This is a genomic window from Alteromonas sp. NFXS44 (genome assembly GCF_040148705.1).
In the GTDB taxonomy this organism is placed as follows: Bacteria; Pseudomonadota; Gammaproteobacteria; order Enterobacterales; family Alteromonadaceae; genus Alteromonas.
On record NZ_JAGDEA010000012.1, the window covers coordinates 424378 to 442257 of the forward strand.

16 protein-coding genes are annotated in these 17880 nt (G+C 48.0%); 11 read left to right on the forward strand and 5 right to left on the reverse strand.

Features of this window, described 5'->3' with window-relative positions; all coding sequences use genetic code 11:
* Positions 1–26: 26 nt before the first annotated feature.
* Positions 27–365, reverse strand: a complete 339-nt coding sequence (gene glnK / locus J3369_RS19005; protein WP_349589904.1) for a P-II family nitrogen regulator — start codon at positions 363–365, stop codon at positions 27–29.
* Positions 366–698: 333 nt separating this feature from the next.
* Here glnK and J3369_RS19010 point away from each other — a divergent pair, with 333 nt between their 5' ends.
* From J3369_RS19010 to J3369_RS19020, 3 genes are all read left to right on the forward strand, one after another.
* Entirely contained in the window at positions 699–1418 is a 720-nt protein-coding gene (locus J3369_RS19010) for a hypothetical protein (protein ID WP_349589906.1), read from the forward strand.
* A gap of 63 nt (positions 1419–1481) precedes the next feature.
* The gene (locus tag J3369_RS19015) at positions 1482–2399 is read left to right on the forward strand and encodes a DUF808 domain-containing protein (RefSeq protein ID WP_349589908.1); all 918 of its coding nucleotides are present in this window, start codon (positions 1482–1484) and stop codon (positions 2397–2399) included.
* Between the two features lie 319 nt (positions 2400–2718).
* Positions 2719–3018 (forward strand): hypothetical protein, encoded by a 300-nt coding sequence (locus J3369_RS19020; protein ID WP_349589910.1) that lies wholly within the window; start codon positions 2719–2721, stop codon positions 3016–3018.
* Between the two features lie 230 nt (positions 3019–3248).
* Here the strand turns inward: J3369_RS19020 and mrcB are convergent, their stop codons facing one another.
* Positions 3249–5579: a penicillin-binding protein 1B gene (gene mrcB, locus J3369_RS19025; RefSeq protein WP_502877477.1), complete on the reverse strand. Its 2331-nt coding sequence runs from the start codon at positions 5577–5579 to the stop codon at positions 3249–3251.
* A 165-nt stretch (positions 5580–5744) separates the two neighbouring features.
* On the opposite strand from mrcB, the gene J3369_RS19030 reads away from it, so the two are divergent.
* Together J3369_RS19030 and J3369_RS19035 are read left to right on the forward strand one after the other, a co-directional pair.
* Positions 5745–5984 carry a DUF6489 family protein gene (locus J3369_RS19030; protein WP_119502794.1) on the forward strand — a complete coding sequence of 80 codons (240 nt, stop codon included), beginning with the start codon at positions 5745–5747 and terminating at the stop codon, positions 5982–5984.
* 15 nt (positions 5985–5999) lie between these two features.
* Positions 6000–7775 carry a PHA/PHB synthase family protein gene (locus J3369_RS19035; protein ID WP_349589912.1) on the forward strand — a complete coding sequence of 592 codons (1776 nt, stop codon included), beginning with the start codon at positions 6000–6002 and terminating at the stop codon, positions 7773–7775.
* 67 nt (positions 7776–7842) lie between these two features.
* Here the strand turns inward: J3369_RS19035 and J3369_RS19040 are convergent, their stop codons facing one another.
* A complete protein-coding gene (locus J3369_RS19040; protein WP_349589914.1) occupies positions 7843–8241 on the reverse strand; it encodes a DUF4168 domain-containing protein in 399 nt (132 codons plus the stop codon).
* Between the two features lie 275 nt (positions 8242–8516).
* Between J3369_RS19040 and phaR the strand changes: the two genes are divergently transcribed.
* From phaR to J3369_RS19065, 5 genes are all read left to right on the forward strand, one after another.
* Positions 8517–8933, forward strand: coding sequence for a polyhydroxyalkanoate synthesis repressor PhaR (phaR, locus tag J3369_RS19045; protein WP_119502797.1), 417 nt, complete (start codon positions 8517–8519; stop codon positions 8931–8933).
* A 235-nt stretch (positions 8934–9168) separates the two neighbouring features.
* On the forward strand, positions 9169–9786 hold the full coding sequence (locus J3369_RS19050) for a phasin family protein (protein WP_349589916.1): 618 nt from the start codon (positions 9169–9171) through the stop codon (positions 9784–9786).
* A gap of 26 nt (positions 9787–9812) precedes the next feature.
* Positions 9813–10160: a phasin family protein gene (locus tag J3369_RS19055; protein WP_119502799.1), complete on the forward strand. Its 348-nt coding sequence runs from the start codon at positions 9813–9815 to the stop codon at positions 10158–10160.
* A 107-nt stretch (positions 10161–10267) separates the two neighbouring features.
* A complete protein-coding gene (locus J3369_RS19060; protein ID WP_349589918.1) occupies positions 10268–11485 on the forward strand; it encodes a polyhydroxyalkanoate depolymerase in 1218 nt (405 codons plus the stop codon).
* A 139-nt stretch (positions 11486–11624) separates the two neighbouring features.
* On the forward strand, positions 11625–12863 hold the full coding sequence (locus tag J3369_RS19065) for a lytic murein transglycosylase (RefSeq protein WP_349589920.1): 1239 nt from the start codon (positions 11625–11627) through the stop codon (positions 12861–12863).
* Positions 12864–12928: 65 nt separating this feature from the next.
* On the opposite strand, the gene phbB is transcribed toward J3369_RS19065, so the two are convergent.
* Both phbB and hrpB read right to left on the reverse strand, forming a co-directional pair.
* Positions 12929–13651 (reverse strand): acetoacetyl-CoA reductase, encoded by a 723-nt coding sequence (gene phbB, locus J3369_RS19070; RefSeq protein WP_349589921.1) that lies wholly within the window; start codon positions 13649–13651, stop codon positions 12929–12931.
* Positions 13652–13973: 322 nt separating this feature from the next.
* Entirely contained in the window at positions 13974–16457 is a 2484-nt protein-coding gene (hrpB, locus tag J3369_RS19075) for an ATP-dependent helicase HrpB (RefSeq protein WP_349589924.1), read from the reverse strand.
* A gap of 188 nt (positions 16458–16645) precedes the next feature.
* On the opposite strand from hrpB, the gene J3369_RS19080 reads away from it, so the two are divergent.
* Positions 16646–17824, forward strand: coding sequence for a GGDEF domain-containing protein (locus J3369_RS19080; RefSeq protein WP_349589927.1), 1179 nt, complete (start codon positions 16646–16648; stop codon positions 17822–17824).
* Positions 17825–17880: the final 56 nt, after the last annotated feature.

The following is a 17880-nucleotide window of genomic DNA, read 5'->3' on the forward strand; positions in this document are numbered from 1 at the left end:
TCTCCGCAATTTCTTATTGTGTTGTTTTACAGCGCGTCTGCGTCAGCTTCGCCGGTACGAATACGAACAGCATGTTCAAGGTCGTAGACGAATACTTTACCGTCACCGATCTTGCCCGTTTTTGCTGCGCCAACGATGGCTTCTACCAAACGCTCAACCTGGTCTGCCTGAACGGCAACTTCCAGTTTTACTTTTGGTAAGAAATCCACCTGATATTCGGCGCCGCGATATAATTCAGTGTGTCCTTTTTGACGTCCAAACCCTTTCACTTCGGTAACGGTAAGACCGTCGATACCGATCTCTGAAATGGCTTCACGAACATCATCCAGCTTGAATGGCTTGATGATAGCTGTGACTAGTTTCATGTGTTGCTCCCAAATAATGGTTGTTTGTTTTCGCTTTTAGCGGGGGTTGCTGAAGTAAACCAAGTCCTATGCCACAAATTTTAATCTATAAAAAACAGATATTTATGCATTAAAACGAATGGAGAGCTTAAAAATTACGCACCATGATCGTGCGAAGGCAAAATAACGCACCACAATTGGGCAACCAAAATCGTGCTTGTGTAAAGACCGGGAACTTCATCTTATTTCAGCGGTCTTCTGTCGCGTATGGAAACCACGGACACCGCTTTCTTTGCCCCTCAAAGGCCAACATTTGATCCACCCCGCTCAGGAAAGAAAAGCGGGGTCTTTGTTGTGTCTGTTATTATTCACCTTATATTGCTTGCCGCACTGGCGCTGATGGAAAGTAAGCGCGATATTCCGGAGCCCGTGGTCAGTACGCCCATCACGGCGACGTTAATCCGTCTGCCACAACCTCAGACCGTCCGGGAACCGGACACACTACCGGAAACCATTCCGGAAGCATCAGTGCCCGACAAGACTGAACCTGCCGCACCGGAGTCCAAACCAACTCAGGAACAGGCAGCCCCGCCTGACATCAAAACACCGCCGGCAGTAAAAGAACCGCCACAGCAACAACCTGTGCAACCTGAAACGTCAGAGCCGGTTCAACCGCCTGTCTCTTCTGTTATCGCGCAGCCGGCTGCGCCAACAGATTCAGGCACGGTTTCAAACAGACCATCATTAACATCGCGCCGTGCTCTGGATGCTTTTTTCAGCCGGCAACAGGCTGCCAGTACACAGCAGGATGCTGAGCAAGTAGCCAAAGAACTCAGGCGGGCAAAAACGTCACCGGATATCAGCGATCCCCGTAAAGGCGCAGAAAAAGAAGATCCTCTTGCCCCGCCCCCTGCCGTTGAAGTGGATTGCAGTAGTAAAACCACGCAAACCCTGGCATTTATTTCACGTTTTACCGGTGGACGGGCGACCTGTTCAGACAGGGGCAAAGGGTTTGAGAAATTTATTGATGCGCGGATAAATAAAGGGGTCAAAGAAGAAGAGAATCAAAATTAGTCTGTATTGCGTATAAGGGCTTCTACAGATAACCTATGCCCCGATTCTTTTTGAGGAAAACCTATGGCAGCCGCTAACCTACTCGCCCTGATTGATGATATCGCTACTTTGCTGGATGACATTTCCGCCATGTCTAAAGTGGCTGCGCAGAAAACTGCCGGGGTACTGGGTGATGATCTTGCATTAAATGCCAACCAGGTTCAGGGAGTACGTGCCGAAAGAGAACTGCCTGTGGTTTGGGCTGTGGCAAAAGGCTCACTGCTCAACAAAGTGTTCCTTGTACCTGCAGCGCTGCTTATTTCTGCTTTTATTCCGGTTCTGATCACCGTCATGCTGGTCATTGGTGGTCTGTACCTGTGTTTCGAAGGGGCTGAAAAAGTATTGCACCGGCTTTTCCATAAAGAAGATGAAGCAGAGCGTGAAGCCAGAATTGAAAAACTCTCACAGGAAAATATTGATCTTGTGGCGCTTGAGAAAGACAAGATTAAAGGCGCCATCCGGACTGATTTTATTTTGTCCGCAGAGATTATCGTCATTGCACTGGGTAGCGTGCAGCAGGCTGATTTTGTTACTCAGGTAGGTGTATTGTGCGCATTGAGTGTGGGGATCACCGCCGGTGTGTATGGTCTGGTTGCCGGCATTGTGAAAATGGACGATGTCGGTCTGTATCTGCTCAGAAAATCACTTACCGGCGGCTACAACGGTTTTCAGCGTGTCACTGGCCGCGCCCTGCTCGTTGCTGCGCCTCTGTTAATGAAAACCCTCGCTTTTGTCGGCACCATTGCTATGTTCCTCGTTGGCGGCGGCATCCTTACTCACAATATTCCGTTTATGCACCACCTCGCTGAATCCATTAATCACAGTGTGGAGCAACTCAGCTTTGTCATCTCCCTTATCACCGATGGTGTGGCTGGTTTGATTGCCGGTTCGGTAATTGTGGGTATTGTTTCACTGTTTTCTAAAAAGAAAGACGCGCATTAAGCTGCTCTGATGTTGTCGGGGCGGCAAACTATGCCCCGGCCACAACCAAAATCATCGCGGGCTGACTCACCTGTCAGCCCCGTACATCATACCTGGTCAAATTCGCCAAATAGAGTTTTCAAAATTACTAATTCTTAGTGCTTATACTATTTACACTTATCAAAGCTTTTCCACACAGACAAAATAAAACGTTTAAAATCAACACTTTAAAATTTTTTTTCGTGTTGGCACAACTATCGCTAAAGTTAATGCGACTTAACAATTAACTGCCGGGAAGTCAGTAAGAGTGCAGTTTATTAACCTTAACTTTGGAGAAATTATGTTTACTTTACGTCGTCAATTCACTGCACTTGCACTTGTTGCTACTTCTGTTCTGTCTGTACCGGCAATGGCTGAAACATCATTGCAAAGCCAGCTTCAGGGCTATTTATCTGAGATGGTTGAGCAACAAATCGATAATGTGCGCACAGAAATCCTGTCTGAAGTGACTCAGCTTGTGGCCAACACTACGTACCAGGCCGAACCTGAAGTAGCTGAAGAAACACTGGTTGCTGACATCAAGATCCGAGATCTTAAACAGGAAGATGTGATGTCTTCTGAAGACATCAAAGGAGAGTAATGATGATGACATCAGGTGCGTTGTTGTTGCTTGCGCTGGGACCGGTTGTCGCGTACCTCGCCAGCGCAGTGTTATTCAGCGGTGTGCAACACATTGCAGACCGCTTTCACTAATCCCGACGAGCTCCCGTAGGGCCTTCCCTGAGTCAGATCTGGTAGCGGGACAGATTTTTACTGAGCCGTATGTCGCTGCCAGTTCTGACTACAGGGCTTTTTCGATAAGAAAAAGCCTTAGTTTCCAAACAAACGTTCCCACCAGCTTTTCTTTTCTTTGCCCGGAGGCGCTACAGGCTTACCGTAGCAATCCTGCGCCGGCGGCGGCAGTACATCAAGAATAGCCGGCACACTCATGGAGTCAGGACAGCCGGCAATGGTCAGTGCACCCGTCTGACTGTCGAAATGTGCAATACCTAACCCTTCCGGAAAACGTCGTGACAGTGACTTGGGCGACTGACTTTTCTGATAGTTTACAAACACAGGTAAGGCCCCGCCTGCACCGGTTAACAGCACTGGCTGGTTATCATCATTCCCTACCCATACAGTTGCCACATTATTCCGGTCAAAGCCGGTAAACCAGCTGTCGCGGTAATCATCTGTGGTGCCGGTTTTACCGCCCATGTTGATATTCGGGAAGTTACTGCCCACACGTTTCGCTGTACCTTCAGTGGTCACTTTATACAACGCGTAGTTCAGCAGGTATGTCGCGGCCTCATCTACCCGCTGGGAATAGTAATCGGCATTCTGCCATACCAGCCGGTTATTCGAAGAAACAACCGATGTCACAGTATGCAGCGGAATATAACGGCCATTGTTCGAAATGGTCTGATACATCTGGTTAGTTTCCAGCGGCGATAACGACATGGCTCCGAGTGTCATAGCCGGCACCTCGCGGAAGTCACTCTCTACTCCCAGCCGGTGAATGGTTTCTGCCACATTGTCGAGCCCCACTTGCATACCGAGATTTACCGTAGGCACATTTAACGATTCTGTCAGACCTTCAATCAGAGATACTTGTCCACGGAATTTCTTATCCGCATTCAGGGGTGACCAGGTTTGTCCGCTACCGTTTTCCAGTGTAATGGGTTCGTCCTGTAACGGCGTGGCCAGATTAAACATCACCGGGTCTTCAAGAGCAGTGAGATACACTGCCGGCTTAATGAGTGATCCCACCTGACGTTTGGCATCCAGCGCACGGTTAAACCCTTTGAAGCTGGTATCTTTACTGCCCACAATGGCACGAATTTCACCACTGGCGATATCCGTCACAATCATCGCGGCCTGTAACTCAGCTTTGCGATCTGACTGCAAACCTTTCAGTGTGTTTTCAACCGCTTTTTCAGCCCTGCGCTGGGCGTATATATCCAGCGTGGTAAATACCTTCACCCCGGAGTCACGCAGGGAAGGATCGGCAAGAATGGTGTTCAGTTCACGGCGCACTTTATCCATAAAAGCAGGATGTTTCCCGCTGGCTAAGCTCGCGCCGGACGCCAGACCTACAGGAGAGTTAATAGCAAATTCGTATTGCTTACGGTCGAGTTCGTTGGCTTCAAATAAAATGCGCAACACCAGATTACGCCGCTCAATAACCCGTTCCTCGTAGCGTCTCGGATTGTAATAGGATGGCCCTTTTATCATGGCCACCAGCGTGGCGATTTCAGGTACGCTGAGTTCATTGGCCGGCCGGTCGAAATAGAAATAACTGGCAAGGCCAAACCCGTGCACAGCCATGTCACCGTTCTGACCCAGAAAAACTTCGTTCAGATAGGCCTGTAAAATTTCATCTTTGCTGTAACGGGCATCGATGATGAGTGCCATCAATGCTTCTTTTATCTTCCGCGTCAGCGCTTTTTCCCTGGTGAGGTACAGGTTTTTCACCAGCTGCTGCGTTAAAGTACTGCCACCCTGAACGGTTCTCCCTGCCTGAATGTTGGCAACCAGTGCGCGGAGAATAGAAAGTGGTGCGACCCCGTGGTGCTTGTAGAAATCTTTATCTTCGACAAGGATCAGGGCTTTCGGCAATAAAGGCGGAATTTCATTCAGCTTCACCAGCATACGGTCTTCGCGGCTGCCACTTACCATCCGCGTGACAAGCCAGGGCTCCAGACGAATTTTCGGCAGTGAAATACCGGCACTGTCATCGCGGATACTGCTGATGCGGCTGCCCTGCCAGGTAATGGTGATCTGACGCAAAGGCTCATCGCCGTCAGGAAAACTGAAAGCCCGTCGCTGAACCACCAGCTTATTGCCGGTATAACGATATTCTCCGCTACTATCGGGATTGGTGACCTTCCGGTAACCAAGCAGTTTCAGTTCATCCAACACTTCTTTTGGCGTGATTTCCAGCGCTTCAGATAACACCAGCGGCCGGGCAAATATTTGCGCCGGGACTTCCCATTTATTGCCTGTAAAGGTGTGCTTAATCTGGGCATCCAGATACACCATGTACCCTGCCAGCACCACGAACCCGACAATACATAACTTGAACAACAGCCCGGGCCAGCGACGGCGGGGCTTGCTGCCAATTTTCTTTGGTTTATTAACTTTCGTCTGTTTTTTAGCCACTTATCATGCCAATATAGAAAACGTCAAAGGGGATTTTGCGGTTTTCGCGGCTGAATTTCCAGCCTGAAACTAACCGTGCAAATCATTGTCATCTTGCAGTAATCTTATGATTACGCCAGAACAATCAATCCGGATGGCCCGGAAGGCGCCAGAAAGGAGTGAAACATGAAAATTTCCATCGATATCGACCTTTCACCCAAGGAAGCAAGAGAACTCATGGGATGGCCGGATATGAGCAAACTTCATGAGGCCACCATCTCACAACTCAGCGAGCAAATCAAAAGCGGAAATCAGGAAGCCATGATGTCCATGCTGAAGCCCTACCTGGACGGCAGTCAGCAAGCATTCTCATTTTATCAAAAGATGCTGGAAAGCATGGCAACCACAGGAACCAGCAAAAAATAAGCACGGAGGTTTTTTGTGCACGAGCAGGACAAAGATCATATTCTGGACACATTGAATCAATACGCACAGCAGTTTAACGCCATGGTTCATAACATTCTGACGAAGAAAAATAGCAGTGAGGAGACATCCGCTATGTTCGACCCGGAAAAGTTAGGTTCGCTGCTGTCAAATGACACGGTAGAGGTAGATTCGGCAAAGCTTATCCAGACGCAAATGGATTTCATGCGTCAACAAACTGAATTGTGGCAGCAGGCGACTAAGGCCATGTTGGGAGAGAATGCCCATCCTGTTATGCAGGAAGAAAAAGGCGACCGTCGTTTTTCTCATACAGACTGGCAGGACAATCCCATATTCAGCTACATGAAGCAGGCTTACCTGATTAATTCCAAGATGTTGCAGGGCATGATTTCATCCATGCATTTCAAAGATCCCAAGTCGGAAGAACAGGTAAAATTCTACACCCGTCAATATATCAACTCGGTATCACCGACCAATTACTTACTGTCAAACCCGGAAGTGTGCGAAGAAATTCTGAAAACCAAAGGCCAGAACATGGTGAAAGGCATTGAGAATTTCATGCGGGATCTGGAAAAGAGTCCTCTTGAAGCGTTCAAAATCACACAGACCGATATGGATGCCTTCGAGTTAGGTATCAACCTGGCTACCACCGAAGGGCAGATCGTTTATCAGAATGATTTGATGCAATTAATTCATTACACGCCGAAGCATGAGAAAACCTTTTCGACGCCAATACTGTTTGTGCCTCCTTTCATAAACAAATACTACATTCTTGACCTCGACGAACGTAAGTCCGTGGTAAAAGGCCTGCTTGATGCCGGTTTTTCGGTGTTTATGATTTCCTGGGTCAACCCGGATGCAAAACTGGCGGATCAGGATTTCTTCGATTACATGAAGAAAGGTCCGGTGGAAGCCCTAGGTGTAGTTTGTGATATCACCGGTAAGAAGAAAGTGAATATGGTGGGCTTTTGTGTGGGCGGCACATTGCTGAGCGCAGCAACGGCTTATCTGCGTGCGAAAAAAGACACCCGCATTGAGTCACTCACTTTACTGACCACCTTGCTGGACTTCAGTGAACCCGGCGAAATCGGTAATTACCTTACCGAAGATGCATTACCTGTAATGGAGCAGAACGCAGACATCAAAGGTATTTACGACGGCCGCATTCTGGGCCTGAGCTTTAGTTTGCTGCGGGAAAATAACCTTTTCTGGTCGTATTTTATTAATAACTACCTCAAGGGCAAAGACCCTGCTGCGTTTGATATTTTATTCTGGAACAGCGACGCCACCAACATCACCGCGGCCTGTTTTAAGCAATACATCCGCACCATGTACTGGAAAGATAAACTGAAAGTGCCGGGGGCGGTAGAAATAGACGGCATTCCTGTCGACCTTGGAAATATTGATGTGCCGGTGTATTTCCTGACTACTCTGGCAGACCACATTGTGCTGTGGCAGGGCGCCTACAAAGGTACGCAACTGGTATCCGGCGATACACGCTTTGTACTCGCCGGGTCGGGACACCTTGCAGGGGTAATTAACCCGCCTGATCCGGGGAAATATCCGCACTGGATTAATGACAATCTGCCGGCAAGTGCCAGCGAATGGTTTGATGGTGCTGTGAAGCAGGAAGGCTCATGGTGGCCAGACTGGCATGCATGGTTGCAAAGTCACCGGAAAACGAAAGTGAATGCCCCGCAGCCCGGTGAAAATGAAAAATATCCGGCCATCGAAGCAGCTCCGGGCAGTTACGTGAAAAAACAGCTGGGATAAACCGGCAGACAAAAAAAAGGGGGCGTTCAACGCCCCGCTTTGCTTCTGTCTACATGAGGATTCAGTATTACGATTCGCTATTTTGTGTTTTAGCGATGTCCAGTACGCGGGATCTTAGTTTTTCATCCGTTTGTACCAGTTGTGCAATGGTCGTGTAGGTTTGCACCTCAAGACCGGTTTTTTCAATTTCTGTTACCATTTCAGTTTGTGCAGCCTGCTGAATTTGCTGCATCTTCTCAGGTGTTTCATCACCTTTCAGTTCAGACTGATATTTATCTGCAACATCACTGACCGCATTCATCGCGACAGTAAATTTCTCAAGAGTTACATCATCGAAATCCTGCGACTGTGTCATCGGCGCACTTGACGGGGCAGCCTCTTTGGTTTCCTGAGCAGCCTGTGCAGCGAAATTTAACGTGCAAGCAACAGCGAGGCTCATCACAAGTGATTTGACAAGTTTAGTCATAATAATCTCCGGTTTCATTTGAATTGCCTGAAATGCGTTATCTTCAAATGAATGTGATTAAAAGAAAGATAATCCGGCTATTCAGGCTCTCAACAGTCATACAGCGATAACTATGCCAATCACGATTTAATCAATAATTTCAGTAAGTTAACAAAAATCAGATTTTCTTATCAGTGAAAAAGGTAGTCAGAGTGTCGCTTATTTTCACACCTTTTAGGTTGCCGCAGCGGTATTTTGTGCGTTACTCTCATTTCAGCATCGCCGGAGGTAACATTATGATCATCATTAAAAAATATCCTAATCGCAGATTGTACGACACATCTCAGAGTCAGTACGTTAACCTCGATTATATAAAGGCGTTAATCAATGAACGTCAGGAATTTAAGGTGATTGACTCCAAAAGCGAAGATGACATTACCAAGTCATTATTGCTGCAAATCATCAGTGAATCCGAAGCCAACGAAAATCAGTCACTGTTGACAAATTCGTTACTCAAACAACTAATCCGTTATTACGACACTGACATGCAGGACTTTCTGCGACAGTACCTTGAACAATCTCTTGTTACCTTCATAGAGCAACAGGATCAGGTGCAGGGAATGATGAAAAATATGATGGATAACACGCCCTTCGGGATGTTTAACAAAATCATCGAACAGAATATGGATGCCTGGAAGAAGAACCAGAAGTAAGTATCACATACTGGCAGGGGAGCAATTCTCCTGCCCCAGAACAGACAGACCTGCCACATTTCCTCTTCAATGCTGCAGAGCAGCATAAAAAGCTATTTGCTTATTAAATAATCGTCTAAACATTCTTGCTGCACCGCAACATTTTTGTTGATCTCTTCAAATGCCCTGGTTAATATCTAATCAAATCTTGCTGCAACGCAGCAGAAGGACTTCATCAACTGGTCGGGAGAAGAGTATGTTTGGCAAGTTTTCAGAACAGCTGAAAAGTACCACTAAACCGGTACATACGCTGTTTGCTGTGAATACAAAAACGCTGGAAAGTCTGTCTCAACACCAAACTACGTTATTTACGGGTTTGCTGAGCGACAGTGTTCGTTACATTGAAGCGGTAACGAAACAAACAGAGTTTAAAGGTGTAATGACAGCGAATTCTGAACTGGCTGAGTCAGTGCGTGAACGCATGACCAGCGCCTCAAAAGACACCTACTCCACCCTTAACGCCATGCGTGAAGAGATGACCGAAGTGATGGCGGCCAGTCTGGCCACCGCGACTGAAGAAACCAAAGAAACAGTTGAAAAAGCGACAGCAGCCGTGAAGAAAACCACGAAAGCTGCCGCACCGAAAAAAGCTGCGCCTGAAGCCGCGAAAGCGCCGGTAAAGGCAGCAGAGAAAATGGCTGAAGAAACAAAGGAAACTGTTGAAAAGGCCGCTGAAGAGACAAAAGCCGTTGCTGAAGAAGCAAAGGAAGCGACTGCTGAGGCAAAACCTGCTGCAGCAGCAAAGAAACCAGCAACACGTACCCGTCGCACGACTGCTAAAAAGACTGCGACAACGACTAAATCAACTAGCTAACTTACCCCGGAAACTGGAGACAAGTAATGTTTGAGCAAATGAACGAGCAAATGAAAAGCGCAATGAAGCCGATGACTGACCTTGCGACATTGAACATGAGTACAATGCAGGATCTGGCAGAAAAACAGAACGCCCTGTATTCTTCTCTGTTATCTGAAAATATGTCTTATTTTGAAAAAGCTTCTCAGCAGAAAGATCTGTCTGGTCTGGCTGAAATGAACAAGGCATATGTTGAAACTATTCAGGAAACTGTTACTGATGCAGCGAAAAGCTCATATGCAGTAATTTCTGATGCACAGCAGAAAGCTGGCGAGATGTTCAAAGGTTTAAGCGACGAAATGACTGCGAAATTCCAAAGCGCAGCAAAAGCATAAGTCCCTCCTGAGCGGCCTTCAGAGGCCGCTCAGGTTACCCCACATCAAGTGAACCTTTTCATCCCCCAAAAGGTCTTAGCCCCAGCCAGTATTTGAGGAGAGACGTAATGAATTATCAGGCTTACGATTATTTGACGCGCGGCGCATACATTATGCACGAGGGTTTCAGTCTGCTTAATGATATTGCGAACCATCCTTCCAATCTTTTCGCACATACCTTACCCGGCCGCATAACCCGCGCTTCGCTGGAAACTGCCATGCGGCTGACACAACGCTACGAGAAGCTGGGATTTAATATCGACGAAATCAAAATCGACGATAAACGCCATAAGGTGAAAGAAGAAATCGTGTTGAGCAAGCCGTTTTGTGATCTCATTCATTTCAACCGGATCGGTGTGAAAGATGATCACAAGGTCTTGCTTGTTGCGCCTTTATCCGGCCATTTTGCTACCTTGTTGAAAGGCACGGTGGAAGCGCTGCTTCCGGATCACGAGATTTATGTGACTGACTGGGCTGATGCCAGAGAAGTACCGCTGGAAGACGGTCCGTTCAGTTTTGATTGCTATGTGAGTTATCTTATCGAGTTTCTTGAGTTCTTAGGGCCTGGCACGCACTTAATGGCGATATGTCAGCCTACTGTTCAGGCTTTAATCGCCACCGCAGTGATGGCCGGACAGAAAAATGCCTGTGTGCCCAAGTCGCTCACTCTCATGGCGGGCCCCATTGATTGCTCTAAGAATCCTACACGGGTGAACGAGTTCGCTCAGGAACATCCGATGAACTGGTTCCGTAATGTGGCGATTATGTCGGTACCTTATGGTTATCCGGGCGAAGGTCGTCAGGTGTATCCCGGTTTCATGCAGCTGGGCGGTTTTATCAGTATGAACCAGCAAACTCACATGAAAAAGTATCAGAATTTCTTCCAAAATCTGGTATTTGGTGAAGAAGAAGATGCTGATCGTTTCCGCGCCTTTTATGATGAATATCTGGCGGTACTGGACATGCCCGCCGAGTTCTATCTTGAAACCATTGAACGGGTATTCAAGAATAACGAGATTGCCCGCGGTGCGATTACTTATCAGGGTGTTCCTGTAGATTTTGAAACCATCGACAATACTGCTCTGCTTACCGTAGAGGGTGCTGATGATGATATTTGCGGCTTAGGACAAACAGAAGCTGCACAGGATATTTGTAAAAATATTCCGAAAAATATGCGTAAACATCACGTACAACAGGGAGCCGGTCATTACGGCATCTTCAGTGGATCTAAGTTCCGCAAATCGGTACGCCCGGTTATCACTGATTTCATCCACAAGTACGCATAAGCCCTCCCAGACAAATAACTCTTTCCTGCAGCGTTCCTGATCTCACCGGCGGAGCGCGCCGTATTTTCCCCATGTTTCCCTCGCTCCCGGGGGCTCAGATAAGGTAGCATGAACGCCTCATCAACAAAGGTAATATGCAATGTCTAAATGGATGCCGCGTAAGCTTGGTTTTTCAATACTGTCACTGCTGACAGCGACTTCTTCAGCTTATGCCAATACAGATTTTGAACAGTGTAAAACACAGTTATCTCAGCAAGCCGTAGAACAGGGCGTGAAAGAAGAAACGGCAAAGGCCGTGTTCGCCAACATTCAATATCAGCCCCGCGTGATCTCGCTGGACCGCAGCCAGCCTGAATTTGTACAAACCTTTCCGGGCTACTACAGCAAACGCGTTACGGCATGGCGCATCGGCAAAGGCCGGGAGATGTACGCTAAACATAAAGAACTGTTAAGCAGCTTAAGCCATAAATACGGTGTGCCCGCCCATTATCTGGTGGCATTTTGGGGGCTGGAAACCAATTTTGGTGGTTACAAAGGTAAGATGAATGTACTGAATTCACTGGCGACTCTTGCCTGTGATGAAAGACGTAGCAGCTATTTTTCCAAAGAATTAGTCACTGCGGTTAAGCTTCTTGAAAGAGAATCTTTAGATCAGACCAAAATGGTAGGTTCCTGGGCAGGCGCCATGGGCCATACACAATTTATGCCCTCAGCGTATATGAACTATGCGATTGACGGCGACGGCGATGGCCAGATCAATCTGTGGGACAGTGAAGAAGATGCCCTCGCTTCAGCGGCTAACTTCTTGTCCCAATTAGGCTGGCAACCCGGATTCCGTTGGGGAAGGGAAATTCAGTTACCGGATAATTTCGATTATCGCGAAACGGGATATAAAAACCGGCGCAGTATTACTGAGTGGAACGAAAGCGGGATCAAAAAAGCAGACGGCAGTGCGCTGGGTAACAGTGATGAGAAAGGATATGTCGTTGTACCTGCCGGTCATAACGGTCCGGCGTTCATTGCCTACCATAACTTCCGTATCATCATGCGTTGGAACAATTCCGAATTCTACGCCATCGCCGTAGGTAAGCTGGCTGACCAAATTGCCGGTGAAGCCGGTATTGATAAAGCGTTACCGGAATTACCGGCTTATACCAGGGATGACATTTTGAAACTGCAAACAGCGCTTAATGCCTCCGGTTACGATGTAGGTAAACCCGACGGTATTATCGGACCGGCAACCCGCGCAGGGATCCGCGAATATCAGCTGGCCAGCAACCTGATTGCTGATGGTTTTCCGGGACTGGATGTGATGAAAGCGATTGGTGTGTTGCCGGATGAACTCAAAGAGAGCGACGGCAATAAAGAAAGCGAGTAGCTGAATCCGGATACGGTCAGTTCACAGAGCACGGGCGTGCTCTGTGAACATTGTAACCGTACAGCTTAGTACATGTGCTGTCCGCCGTTAATGGACAATGTAGAACCGGTAATAAATCCGGCTTCATCGCCTATTAAGAACATAACACTACGGGCGATGTCTTCAGGTTTCCCCAAACGACCCACCGGAATTGTTGCAATGATCTTCTTCAATACTTCTTCCGGTACCGCACGCACCATGTCAGTATCAACATAACCCGGCGCAATAGCGTTTACGGTTACACCTTTACCTGCACCCTCAAGTGCCAGCGCTTTAGTAAAACCATGAATACCGGACTTAGCTGCCGCATAGTTAACCTGGCCATACTGACCAGCCTGACCGTTAACCGAACCGATATTAACAATGCGACCAAAACCACGGGCGCGCATTGAATCAATCACTGAGCGACACGTGTTAAAACAGGAAGCGAGGTTAGTTTGAATAACGGCATCCCATTGCTCAAAATTCATTCTGTGCATGGTGCCGTCCCGGGTGATCCCGGCATTGTTGATTAGAATATCCACCGGACCATAATCTGTCGCGATTTGGTCAATTGCTTCTTTCGTTTTCTCAAAATTCGAGACATCGAACTTAAATGAAGGTATGCCTGTGCGTTCAGTAAACGCCTTAGCCGCTTCATCGTTACCACCATAATTTGCCACAACAGTGTAACCCGCATCTTTCAACGCTACACAAATTGCTTCACCTATTCCCCGGGTGCCACCTGTGACCAGTGCAACTTTGCTCATTTCGTCTCCCTCAAATGTTGACTCATATTTGTACAACAATTCTATATAAGCATGCTTGATGAGACGTTGACAACGGAAACCTGAGGACTTTTTGCGCGGGGTCAATGCCCGTGTCTAGATGAATGACTATAGTGAATAAGAAACTTCTTACTTATCATGCAGTTGAAAAAATGAACAAGTATTTAGCCATTAACTGGTCAGAGGATCTCTTTTAATAACAAATACTTGCATAATAATTGCAACGCGTAAATTAGTTGTATACACCGTTCAAACATGATTAAAGTTGTAAGACGGGTACAATAGTTCAGGAACAACCACCTGTTTATTTTCGGGGCTTCATTGAACGTCCGGCTTCAGCTTCCATGGGATTATCAGGCCACCGGTGTTTCGGATATCGCCCTTTCATTTCTTTCTGCACAGCAAGATAACTACCCTGCCAGAAGCCTGCCAAATCCGATGTCGTTTGTACTGGTCTTCCCGCCGGAGACAGCAACTCAAGTGTGATGACTTTTGCACCGTCCGCAACAGTGAAAATATCTGCACAACCAAACATTTCCTGCAGTCTGACCGGAAGCACGACTTCGCCGTTTGACCGGTAGACCAGTTTCCTTTTTTCACCGGAAGGCACGGTGATGCTCAGTGGCAAAGCATTGTCCATGGCATGTTGCTGGCTCCACGGAAGTGACTGGTGTAGCAGTGTCGCCCAGGACAGGCCGGCAAGCTGCTCCCAACTTTTAAACGAAGATAATCGTGCGGAAATATCACTACGGTCCAGAAGCGACAATGGTGACTCAGGTTTTTTCCATACCGGCGGGCTGTCGAAAGCTTGCGGTTGATGTAAGTCACACCCGCAGGCCATTTGATACCGGTACCACCATTGCCAGTCTTTTTCACTGAAAGGCCACGCGGATAACGGCAATCCTTTCAGCAACGATACCCAGGCCTCACCGCGAATGCGGGCCGGCACGTTAGCTGCCGGTTCACTGCTAAACACTATTTCATGGAAACCTTCGGTTTTGCGCGCTTCCATTTGCTTCTTCTGACTGTTGTACGTCACCGTATCTTTAAGTTTGAAAGCCTGCGGATATAACTGTCTTAATAGGGTTTCATTAACAGGTTCGGCCTGACGAATGATCACGTCAGAGCCGTTAACCTGCCCTTCCTTAACCACCAGCCAGTCAGACCTTTCAACCATGCCTTCAGGCAGAGCAGCACCCCGGCCACTGGCCAGCTTATAATCACTACCCTGCTTACGTCTCGCAACCCGCTCAGGAAAAGCCAGCGCGAGACACACTGCAACAGCTTCACCAGTTAACTTTCGGGGCTCTGCTTTCAGTGAGATGCCAAGTGCAGATGCAAACCGCGAGGCCCTGGCTTTCAAACCGGATAACTGGGGTTCTGCCAGTTGTTCAAGCCAGGCTGATACGTGAAATTGGCGCTCAGAAGCCGAATGCTCTTCACAGGCAGCCGCCACATAACAGGCAACATCCTCCAGTTCAGGCAGGCGCGTCTGCGCTCCGGCTTCTTTTGCCTTCACTAACATATTTGCCAGAGCCGGGTGCACCGATAATTTGTTAAGTCCGCGACCATGTGCTGTTAACGTACCATCGCGGTCTACGGCACCGGCTTGTTGCAGGCGGTGTAATGCTGCTGCAGATTGCGCCTGAGAAGGAGGCGTCAACATGCGCATATTATGCAATTCAGTTCCCCAGGCCAGCGCATCCAGAGTAAGCGGGGAGATATCTTCACGCAAAATTTGTGGCAGCGGGTATTTTGCCAGTCTGTCATGCTGCTCTTTCGGCCACATGCGATACACTTTCCCTGGCCCCAGGCGCCCTGCCCGTCCCTTGCGCTGAATAGCCGATGCCTGTGAAATCATCTGCGTATTCAGGCGGGTAAATCCGGTGGGAGGATGGTAATTAGCGACATTTTCAAGACCGGCATCTATGACTACTTTAATGCCTTCAATCGTCAGGCTGGTTTCGGCAATATTAGTAGCAAGAATGATTTTTCTCATTCCCCGGCTATCCGGTAAAATAGCGGCAGTTTGCCGTTGTTTACTCAACGCGCCATACAGAGGATGCACCACATATTCAGATGCATTCAGCCGCTGTTCCAGCAAGGTGGCAACTTTGTTAATCGCGCCTGCGCCCGGTAAAAAAACGAGAATATCGCCGTCATCCTGTGCAAGGCTGAACTGAATTTGCCTGGTAACCTGCTCATGCAAAGTATGGCTTTGTACCTGACCGGTATAGACTTCCTCTACCTCAAACTGCCTGCCGGCAGATTTCAGCACCTTGGCATCGGGCATCAGCGTCAGTAATTCATCCACATCGAGAGTGGCAGACATCACCACCAGAGATAAATCTTCCCGCAACCCTTCCTGTACTTCCAGCGCCAGCGCAAGACCAAAGTCACTGTGAATACTGCGTTCGTGAAATTCGTCAAAGATGATTAAGTCAACACCTGCTAATTCCGGGTCCCTCTGGATACGGGCAGACAACACACCTTCTGTGACAATCTCCAGACGTGTTTGCTTACTGACCTTACTTTCACCGCGGATACGGTAACCCACAGTTTGTCCGGTTTCCTCTCCGAGCAATGAAGCAAGGTAAGCTGCCAGATTGCGTACCACAACCCGCCGCGGTTGCAACATGACAATGCGCCCCGGAACAAGCTCCAGCAGTGCCAGAGGCAGTACGGTAGATTTGCCCGCCCCGGGCGGTGCACCGACAATGACATTGCCGGCGGCAACAGCAGTTATCAGTTCAGGGATCAGGCCTGCGGCAGGTAATTTAATTTGCATAACAAGAAAACAGGTTCAACAGATAATCTGGCAAGTATATACCTGTGCCCCGGAAGAAATACATAAAGTCATTGATATGTCAGCCACTTCCGTTTAGATTTTAGACTGTAAGCGAACTGTTTTTATTTTCCGGATACAGTTTTACTTTCATATATTCAAATTTCGTATCAGATAAATGAAGTGAGTAAATGGATTTACAGACCATCATTATTTGTACGGCCATTGCCAGTATGACATTGTGTTTTACTATGGGCATGGCCTGGCAAAGTCACAAGGCATCAAACTATATCTTCCACTGGATGTGTGCCGGCGCCTGCTTTCTCGTCTCCAACCTTACCGCTTTTGTCTGCATTAAATTCGACGTACAAGGCCTGCTGCACCCGGGAATAGCGAATGTGTTATACATGGCAGGCCATGCTTTTATCACCTCTGGTATTGCCCTGTACATATACGGTAAAGCACCGCCTTATCTGGCAACCGGTGTGGCGCTTTTCACCCTTCTGCTCCATCTGAGTCCGGATTTCAGAGGGTCGGTTGATGCCAGATTTATTATCCTGACTCCCGTTGTAGTGATGCTCAGTGGCGCTTCCATTAACATGTTGTGGCACACCGCCATGCGTAAAAAGGGGAGATTCCTGTGGCCACTGCTTATCACAATTACCATTTTCGCCCTGCAGATGTTAATACGCACTGTGGCGTTACTCACTTCTCACGACGCACTGGCATTTACCGGTAACGACATATTTCAGATTGCAGGCTCGCTGGCCGTTATTACTTTTATTTCAATGCTGGCAGTAACATTAAATTACGTCATCAACGGCGAACATCAGCAGATGCTGAAAAAGCTCTCGGACACGGATTTCCTCACCGGCTGGCTGAACAGAAAAGCACTTGAGCCCTGCGCACTTTCATGCCGGGAAACAGCGCAGCGGACAGGACACACTTTCGGCATCATCATATTTGACGTTGATCACTTTAAAGCAATTAACGATAAATGGGGTCACCATGCCGGTGACGTTGCTCTGCAGCAAATAACATCGCGGGCAAAAGACATTGTCAGAGACGAAGACAACTGTTTCAGGATCGGCGGCGAAGAATTTCTGATTATTCTGACACGTTGTAATGCAGAACAATTGCAGCGGGTGAGTGAACGATTGCGGCAGTCTGTGGCAAGCCGGCCGGTGATGATGAACGATAAGCCAATGAATATTACAATCAGCATAGGCAGTGCGTTAAGTCGTCACGATGATTCAGGCTGGCAAGCGCTGTTTGACCGTGCTGACAAAGCACTTTACCAGTCAAAAGCAGAAGGCCGGAATACGGTCAGCATTTCTGAACCGGAGCATACCGCTGAAGCATGGCAGTAAATTAACCCGGTTTACTTTGAATCCCCTGCAAGCCTGGTTTACTGTACGCCTTTCAC

Bases quoted from the DNA above. Each gene is read 5' to 3' on its own strand.
- glnK (WP_349589904.1), bottom strand. From the start codon at position 365: ATGAAACTAGTCACAGCTATCATCAAGCCATTCAAGCTGGATGATGTT.
- J3369_RS19015 (WP_349589908.1), top strand. From the start codon at position 1,482: ATGGCAGCCGCTAACCTACTCGCCCTGATTGATGATATCGCTACTTTG.
- J3369_RS19020 (WP_349589910.1), top strand. From the start codon at position 2,719: ATGTTTACTTTACGTCGTCAATTCACTGCACTTGCACTTGTTGCTACT.
- J3369_RS19030 (WP_119502794.1), top strand. From the start codon at position 5,745: ATGAAAATTTCCATCGATATCGACCTTTCACCCAAGGAAGCAAGAGAA.
- J3369_RS19040 (WP_349589914.1), bottom strand. From the start codon at position 8,241: ATGACTAAACTTGTCAAATCACTTGTGATGAGCCTCGCTGTTGCTTGC.
- phaR (WP_119502797.1), top strand. From the start codon at position 8,517: ATGATCATCATTAAAAAATATCCTAATCGCAGATTGTACGACACATCT.
- J3369_RS19050 (WP_349589916.1), top strand. From the start codon at position 9,169: ATGTTTGGCAAGTTTTCAGAACAGCTGAAAAGTACCACTAAACCGGTA.
- J3369_RS19055 (WP_119502799.1), top strand. From the start codon at position 9,813: ATGTTTGAGCAAATGAACGAGCAAATGAAAAGCGCAATGAAGCCGATG.
- J3369_RS19060 (WP_349589918.1), top strand. From the start codon at position 10,268: ATGAATTATCAGGCTTACGATTATTTGACGCGCGGCGCATACATTATG.
- J3369_RS19065 (WP_349589920.1), top strand. From the start codon at position 11,625: ATGTCTAAATGGATGCCGCGTAAGCTTGGTTTTTCAATACTGTCACTG.
- phbB (WP_349589921.1), bottom strand. From the start codon at position 13,651: ATGAGCAAAGTTGCACTGGTCACAGGTGGCACCCGGGGAATAGGTGAA.
- hrpB (WP_349589924.1), bottom strand. From the start codon at position 16,457: ATGCAAATTAAATTACCTGCCGCAGGCCTGATCCCTGAACTGATAACT.
- J3369_RS19080 (WP_349589927.1), top strand. From the start codon at position 16,646: ATGGATTTACAGACCATCATTATTTGTACGGCCATTGCCAGTATGACA.